Below are 7125 nucleotides of genomic sequence, written 5' to 3'. Positions count from 1 at the left end.
CGTGCGCGTGCTGGAGGACCTGCCGGACTACAGTCTGGCATCGCCCGCCGACAACTGCCGCCTGCTGGAAGCCGTGCTGGCCGACCACGGAAAAAACCCTCTTTATGTGGACATAAGCCGGGCGGATCTTGATCTGCCGGTCGTGCGGGCCATTGTGCCGGGCCTTTCGCTTACCGCTGAGTGGGACCGCTTTTCGCGGCCGGACATCCGAATTTTCGCGCGCTATCTTGATTTGTTTGCCTGATTTCTACGAGCCTATGGCTTTTCTGAATTGCAGGCTCTGCTCAAGTTGTTTATAGTGTCGGCCTGATGGCCCGTGCCTGTGGCGCGGCCCTGTGAAAACAAAAAACTGGAGGGAAAGGATGAAACTGGGCAAAATTTTTGCAGCGCTGGCCGGGCTGGCGCTCACCTTCGGCTTTGCCGGGCAAGCGCTGGCCGCTGATGCCACGCCTATCAAAATAGGCGTATACCTTCCCTTAACCGGGCAGAACGCCTTTGGCGGTCAGCTTGAGCTTGAAGGCGTGCGTCTGGCCCACAAGGAAATGCCCACAGTTCTCGGGCGTCCCGTTGATCTGGTGGTTGTGGACAACAAATCCGATAAGGTTGAAGCCGCCAACGCCGTAAAACGCCTTGTGGAACGTGACAAGGTTGTGGCGCTCATCGGCTCATACGGTTCTTCCCTGGCCATGTCCGGTGCGGAAGTGGCTGAAAAAGCCAAAGTTCCCGGCGTCGGAACCTCCTGCACCAACCCCCTCGTGACCCAGGGCAAGAAGTATTACTTCCGCGCCTGCTTTATCGATCCCTATCAGGGCGCTGCCGCGGCCACCTATGCCCGTGAAAACCTGGGCTACAAAAAAGCCGCCGTGCTTATGGACATGACCAATGACTACGCCGTTGGTCTGGCAAACTTCTTCGCCCGCTCGTTCAAGAAACAGGGCGGCGAAGTGGTCGGAACCCTCAAGTACAGCTCCGGCGACCAGGACTTCACGGCTCAGCTCACCGAGTTGATCTCCAAACAGCCCGACATCGTTTTCATGCCCGCCTACTTTGCTGAAGGCGCCATCATCATGAAACAGGCCCGTGAACTGGGCGCCAAGTTCCGCCTTATGGGCGCGGACGCTATGGACAACCCCGACACCCTCAAGCTCGGCGGCAAGGCTGCCGAAGGCTTCCTGCACACCACCTTCCCCTATGATCCGGCCATGCCCAATATGAGCGAAGCCGCCAAGCGCTTTACCGAAGCCTGGAAGGCCGCCTATCCTGACAAGGAAACCAACGTTAACGGCGCCCTTGGTTACAACAGCTACTTTATCATCATTGACGCCATCAAGCGCGCCAATTCCGCCGAGCCTCAGGCCATTGCCAAGGCGCTGGGCGAAACCAAGGACCTGTCCACGGCTCTTGGCGTCTTGTCCATCAATGAATCTCACGATGCTGAAATGCCCGTGGGCATCATTGAATACAAGGACGGCAAGCGTGTGTACGTGGGTGAAGTGACGCCCAAGTAAGTTGCCTTTTTCCTGCCCCGCAGTTTCTGTGGCTGCGGGGCGCTTTTTCTCTTTTTTTGCCGCCGTCCGCGCGGAAAGGCCCCTTGTGGCCTTTCTTTCGTCGCGATCCAGTACGGCTGCCGAGGTGGCAACATGAGCCTTGACATGTTTTTACAGCACTGTTTTAACGCCCTTACCCTGGGGTCGCTCTACGCGCTTATCGCCATTGGCTATACAATGGTCTACGGCATATTGCGTCTGATCAACTTTGCACATGGCGACATCCTGATGGTTGGCGCCTATTTTGTTTTTTTCGGTACTTTCGCCTTCGGCTGGCCCTGGGGTGTGGCCGCTGTGGTTTCGGTGGCGGGTGCAAGCCTGCTCGGCGTTGCCATTGAAAGGGTAGCGTACCGGCCCCTGCGTGATGCGCCTCGCATTTCGGCGCTTATCAGCGCCATTGCCGTTTCCTTTTTTATTGAAAGTCTGGCGGTGGTGGTCTTTACAGGGCAGCCGCGCCCGGTGCTTCAGCCTGAATGGCTTGTTGCCGAGTGGCAGATAGGCAGCCTGCGCATTTTGCCGCTCACGGCTTTTGTGCCGACCATGACCATCGTTCTTGTGGGTTTTTTGCTGTACGTGGTTTACCGCACCAAGCCGGGTCTGGCCATGCGCGCCATATCCAAGGATATTGAGACCACGCGCCTGCTCGGCGTGCGGGTAGACAACATCATTGCCCTGACGTTCTGCATCGGTTCCGCACTGGCCGCGGCTTCGGGCATCATGTGGGCCTTGCGCTATCCCCAGGTGCATCCGTATATGGGCATCATGCCCGGCCTCAAGGCATTTATCGCCGCAGTGTTCGGAGGGATCGGCTCCATCCAGGGCGCGGTTATCGGTGGTGTGGCCCTGGGCTTTGTGGAAATCATGACTGTGGCCTTCATGCCTGAGCTTTCGGGATACCGTGACGCCTTTGCCTTTGTATTGCTTGTGCTTGTGCTTTTCTACAAGCCCACGGGCCTGCTGGGCGAACGCATGGAGGAGAAAATCTGATGCGCCTGAACAGCAGCACGCTTTTGAGCATACTGGTCATGGTCCTGCTGGGCTGCGCTGTCTGGCAGGCGGAAGCCTTTTTGGGTGATTACCAGATTTATATTGCCAAGCTGATCTTCATCAACGCCATCCTGGCCCTTTCGCTTAACCTCATTTATGGGTTCACAGGGCTTTTCTCTTTGGGCCACGCCGGTTTTATCGCCGTGGGCGCCTACGTTTCGGCCTTGTGCATTCTGCCGCTGGAACAAAAGGAAATGATGTGGATTCTTGAACCCATAATCTGGCCTTTTTCCGAGCTGTTCACGCCTTTTTGGGCTTCTGTGCTGGCCGGCGGCGTTGTGGCGACCATTTTCGCCTTCTTTATCGCCGTTCCCGTACTGCGTCTGGGAGACGACTATCTTGGCATAGCCACGCTTGGTTTTGCCGAGATCATCCGGGTGCTCATCGTCAACGCCACACCCATCACCAACGGTTCTCTGGGCATCAAGGGCATACCGGGACACGCCACGCTGCTGTCCTGTTACATCTGGATGCTCTTTACCCTTATTGTGCTGGCACGAATTGTATTCAGCAACTACGGTAACGTGTTGCGCTGCATCCGTGATAACGAGATTGCAGCCAGAGTGATGGGCATCAATGTGTTCTGGAACAAGGTGCTTTCATTCTGCATCGGCGCGTTTTTCGCCGGTGTGGGCGGGGCTTTGCTGGGCAGCCACCTTTCCACCATTGACCCCAAGATGTTCAACTTTCTGTTGACCTTTAACGTGCTCATGTTTGTAGTGGCCGGCGGCCTTGGTTCACTGACGGGCAGCCTGCTCGGGGCAACGGTCATCACCATTCTGCTGGAGTGGCTGCGGGCCATTGAGGAGCCCATGGACATCTTCGGCCTCTTTGAGTTGCCGGGCATTCCCGGCATGCGCATGGTGGTGTTCTCAATGGTCCTGCTGGCCATTATCCTGTACCGGCGTGAAGGCATCATGGGTACGCGGGAACTGACCTGGAAGCGGATCGGCGCATTCCTGAGGAGGCACAAGGCATGAGCGAGTTTATTCTGCCCCGCCCCCCGCATTACGAAAACGCCTTGCTCCTCGCCAAGGACGTGACCATGCGTTTCGGCGGCGTCACTGCCGTGAGCGAACTTTCGCTGGCCTTACCCCAGGGGAGCATTGCAGGCATCATCGGGCCGAACGGCGCGGGAAAAACAACGGCTTTCAACGTGCTCAGCGGATTTTACACGCCGCAGGGCGGGGATGTCATTTTTGACGGGCACAGCATCAAGGGCCGCAAGCCCTATGAAATCTGCCGTCAGGGCATGGCCCGTACCTTCCAGAACATCCGCCTTTCACAGCACATGACCGTGCTTGAAAATATCATGGTGGGCTGCCATGTGCGGCGTCGCTGCCCCTGGTGGATGGCCCCGCTCGGTCTGCCGTCTTTTTATCGTGAAGAGGCAGAAATCAAGGAAAAAAGCCGCATGCTGGCGGAACGGGTGAATCTTGGCGAGCATCTCGATGATCTGGCCGGCAGCCTGCCTTACGGCGCGCAGCGACGGCTTGAAATCGCCCGCGCCCTGGCAACCGAGCCGCGCCTGCTTTTGCTGGACGAACCCGCCGCAGGGATGAATCCCCAGGAAAGCATTGAGCTTATGCACTTCATTGGGCATATACGCGAAGAATTCGATCTCACCATTCTGCTCATTGAGCATGACATGAAGGTTGTCATGGGTGTGTGCCGGTACATCTGGGTTATGGAGTACGGCGCGCTTATCGCTGAGGGCGGGCCGGAAGAAATCCGCAATAACCCCGTGGTTATCCGCGCCTACCTTGGCGAAGACATGGGTGCCGGGGGCATGTTTTGATGCGCGGTGGCATTGTCGCCGTAAGGGATTAGAGCAGTTTTTTTTAAACTGCTCTGGCGGCTGCGTCGGCAGACGGCCGACACAAAGGCGTGAGCGCGTTTACTTGCGCTGGCAAGCGCCGAAGTGAGCGTCTTAACTATGGGTGCATATCCTCAAAGTTAAAATGCTCTAAGATATAATGGATATGGTGCAGCATGCTTGAAATTCGTGACCTTCATGTGCGCTACGGCGGCATTCAGGCCGTGCAGGGGGTAAGCCTTACCATCCCGCGCGGCAGCATTGTAACCCTCATCGGGGCCAATGGCGCAGGCAAGAGCAGCATTATCCGCTCCATTGCCGGGCTGAATAAAAACGTTAGCGGCGAAATACTGTTGACCAGGCACGAGGGGGAGGCCCCGTCTTCTCTTATGGGCCTCAAGCCGGAAGATATGGTGCGGCGGGGCATTTCGCTCTCTCCTGAGGGGCGGCGTATCCTGCCCCACCTGACAGTTGCCGAAAACCTGATGCTCGGGGCGTATTCCCGCAGTGACCGAGGGGAAATTGCCGACGATATAGAGTGGGTTTATACGCTTTTTCCCCGGCTCAAGGAGCGGAACTGGCAGAAAGGCGGCACGCTTTCCGGCGGCGAGCAGCAGATGCTGGCCGTGGGCAGGGCGCTTATGAGCCGTCCTGACCTGCTCATGCTGGACGAGCCTTCCTTGGGGCTGGCGCCTTTGCTGGTGCGCGAGATCTTTGAGATCGTCAAGCGCATCAATGCCGACGGTAAAACCGTACTTCTGGTGGAACAAAACGCTTTTGCGGCCCTTTCAGTGGCGCACTATGCCTATATTCTGGAAGTGGGGCGTGTGGTGCTGGAAGGCCCCGGCAGGCAACTGCTGGAGAACCCCAGGGTCAAGGAAGCCTATCTGGGGGGCTAGAGCGGTTTCATCCTGAAACTGTTCTGCGGCTGCGTGGGCCGAAGCGCGCCGTCACGGCGCAGTCAGCTTTCCGTGGGCCGAAGTGCTCAGGAACAAAGACAGCAGCGCCTGATGGTTGCTTTCGTGAGCGCCGCAACGGGCGCCATAACACTTTGAAACAGTATAATAGTAAAGGCGCGATGCTTTACATCGGGGCCTGATGCCGGGACCGGCGGGGTATTCCCCTTGCTTCCGGGCGTTTTGAGAACTACTATGAAAAGCGGGGCTGGAAAGTCCCGCTTTTTTGTATCCCTGCACGGCCCAGTTTCCGCGTCTTTCCCTGCGCGGCAGCGGCCCTCATCATAACAGCGGGCAGACGGGAGCGTCAGGCCCGCAACGCAGGAGGTTTCATGCGGCATTTTTTTTCTTTTGCGGCCCTGGCATTACTGCTTGCCCTGGCCTGCCCGGTAATCGCGGCCAGTAATGAATCAGCCCAGGGGGATGACAGCGGGGTGCTTACGCGTCTGCCCAACGGGCTTACCGTCTATATTGTGAAGGATGCGCGTTTTCCTCTGGTAGCTACGCGCCTGTATGTGCGTACCGGTTCCGCCAATGAAAAGCCTGCTCAGGCGGGCATAAGCCATCTGCTTGAGCATATGGTGTTCAAAGGAACGGAGCACAGGCCGAAAGGGCAGGTGGCTCAGGACGTGGAAGCGCTGGGCGGTTACCTTAACGCCGCCACCAGCTTTGACAAGACCTGGTACATGACCGATATGCCCGCCGCGCATTGGCGCACCGGCATGGATGTGGTCAAGGAAATGGCTTTTCAGCCTTCGCTGGATCCAAAAGAGCTGGAATCTGAAAAGGAAGTGGTCATTTCCGAGCTTGAGGGCGACCAGGATTCGCCCATGAGCAGGCTGTTTGAAAGCCTGCAGACTTCTGCCTTGCAAAACACCGTTTACGGGCGGCCCATCATCGGCTTCAAGGACACCATCAGGGCGGTCACGGCAGAGGACCTGCGCGCGTATGTGCGGCACTGGTATCAGCCGCAAAACATGCTGCTGCTGGTGGCGGGCGACATTGACCCACAAGCCGTACTGGCCTACAGCCAAAAACTTTTCGGCGGTCTGACAAATAACGGCGACCTTGCCGAACCCCAGCCCGTGGATCTGGCCGATGCCCCTGGCGGGCCGCAGGTAGAGATTATTTACGGACCCTGGAGCAAGGTTTACATGGGCATGGCTTTCCCCGTGCCGGGCCTGCGTGATCTGCGCTCTGTGGATCTGGATGTGCTCTGCTATCTCCTGGGCGGCGACGGCACTTCGGAGCTGTACCGCAAGTTCAAATATGAAAAGCAGATGGTGGACAGTATCGGCATGGGCAATATGAGCCTGTCCCGCGCCGGTCTCGTCTATCTGAGCGCCCAGCTTGATGTGGACAAGGTGGAGCCTTTCTGGCGCGAACTGACCAGGGATATGGCGGCGCTCAAGGCCGCGCAGTTCAAGCCCGAAGCCATTGAAAGGGCCAGGTTCAACCTTGAGGATAATATGGACAGGGCAGGTGAAACGCTCAACGGCCTTGCCTCGTGGCTCGGTACTGTGCAGTTTGAGCTGGGCGGCAAACAGGCCGAGATGAACCTGCGCTTTGCCCAGCGCAATGTGGATGTGCCTCAACTGGCGAAGGCCCTGGAGCAGTGGCTTAATCCCCGGCAGGCGCGTGTGCGTGTGCTGGCTCCGGAAGGGGCTAAACTGCCTGATCTGGAGGCCATCCTGCGACAGAACTGGCCCGGCCCAGAAGGTGATCACGCGCGTAAAGCCCGTGCCGCAAAGGCCGGCGA

7 protein-coding genes are annotated in these 7125 nt (G+C 57.8%); all 7 read left to right on the top strand.

Annotated features, from left to right (window positions below; translation table 11 throughout):
- Window positions 1-244, top strand: a 244-nt coding sequence (locus V6C07_RS13340) for a YcaO-like family protein (RefSeq protein WP_333536966.1), incomplete at its 5' end; no start/stop codon positions are given.
- A 118-nt stretch (window positions 245-362) separates the two neighbouring features.
- On the top strand, window positions 363-1508 hold the full coding sequence (locus V6C07_RS13335) for an ABC transporter substrate-binding protein (protein WP_333536965.1): 1146 nt from the start codon (window positions 363-365) through the stop codon (window positions 1506-1508).
- A gap of 132 nt (window positions 1509-1640) precedes the next feature.
- Complete coding sequence (locus tag V6C07_RS13330; protein ID WP_333536964.1) at window positions 1641-2534, top strand: branched-chain amino acid ABC transporter permease; 894 nt, start codon at window positions 1641-1643, stop codon at window positions 2532-2534.
- Entirely contained in the window at window positions 2534-3574 is a 1041-nt protein-coding gene (locus V6C07_RS13325; RefSeq protein ID WP_333536963.1) for a branched-chain amino acid ABC transporter permease, read from the top strand. The genes V6C07_RS13330 and V6C07_RS13325 overlap by 1 nt, the downstream gene beginning before the upstream one ends.
- Window positions 3571-4392 (top strand): ABC transporter ATP-binding protein, encoded by an 822-nt coding sequence (locus V6C07_RS13320; protein WP_333536962.1) that lies wholly within the window; start codon window positions 3571-3573, stop codon window positions 4390-4392. The genes V6C07_RS13325 and V6C07_RS13320 overlap by 4 nt, the downstream gene beginning before the upstream one ends.
- Before the next feature lie 194 nt (window positions 4393-4586).
- On the top strand, window positions 4587-5309 hold the full coding sequence (locus V6C07_RS13315; protein WP_333536961.1) for an ABC transporter ATP-binding protein: 723 nt from the start codon (window positions 4587-4589) through the stop codon (window positions 5307-5309).
- 389 nt (window positions 5310-5698) lie between these two features.
- On the top strand, window positions 5699-7125 hold a 1427-nt coding region (locus V6C07_RS13310), incomplete at its 3' end, for a M16 family metallopeptidase (protein ID WP_333536959.1).

The organism is Desulfovibrio sp. 1214_IL3152 (genome assembly GCF_036763055.1).
In the GTDB taxonomy this organism is placed as follows: Bacteria; Desulfobacterota; Desulfovibrionia; order Desulfovibrionales; family Desulfovibrionaceae; genus Desulfovibrio.
This window is presented reverse-complemented; position numbering and strand designations above follow the sequence as displayed.